This is a genomic window from Bartonella queenslandensis AUST/NH15 (assembly GCF_000312585.1).
Lineage (GTDB): Bacteria > Pseudomonadota > Alphaproteobacteria > Rhizobiales > Rhizobiaceae > Bartonella > Bartonella queenslandensis_A.
This window is the reverse complement of record NZ_HE998404.1, coordinates 1-224: the sequence shown is the minus strand read 5'-3', so window position 1 is coordinate 224 and position 224 is coordinate 1. Positions and strand designations below refer to the sequence as shown.

Here is a 224-nt window from a genome sequence, read left to right as displayed (position 1 = left end):
TTTATGTTGAATCAATCAAAACCACTCGCTTGCACATCACAAGCGGGATGAGTGTGTGGATAAAATTTATATAAGAAAGGATTAAAAATGGCTCTTATGAACCGTCTTAAGTGCCAAGAGCTGTCGCAACATTGGGAGCTGGCAAATATAATAATGGTACTGGCTTGTTACTTCATAAGCGTAAAGATGGAGGTGCTCAATGGATTTATCGCTATACCATTCAT

At 38.4% G+C, this 224-nt stretch carries 1 pseudogene; it reads left to right on the top strand.

Features of this window, described 5'->3' with window-relative positions:
- Window positions 1–87: 87 nt before the first annotated feature.
- Window positions 88–224 (top strand): annotated as a pseudogene (locus BN338_RS13930) (DUF4102 domain-containing protein); the annotation flags it as partial.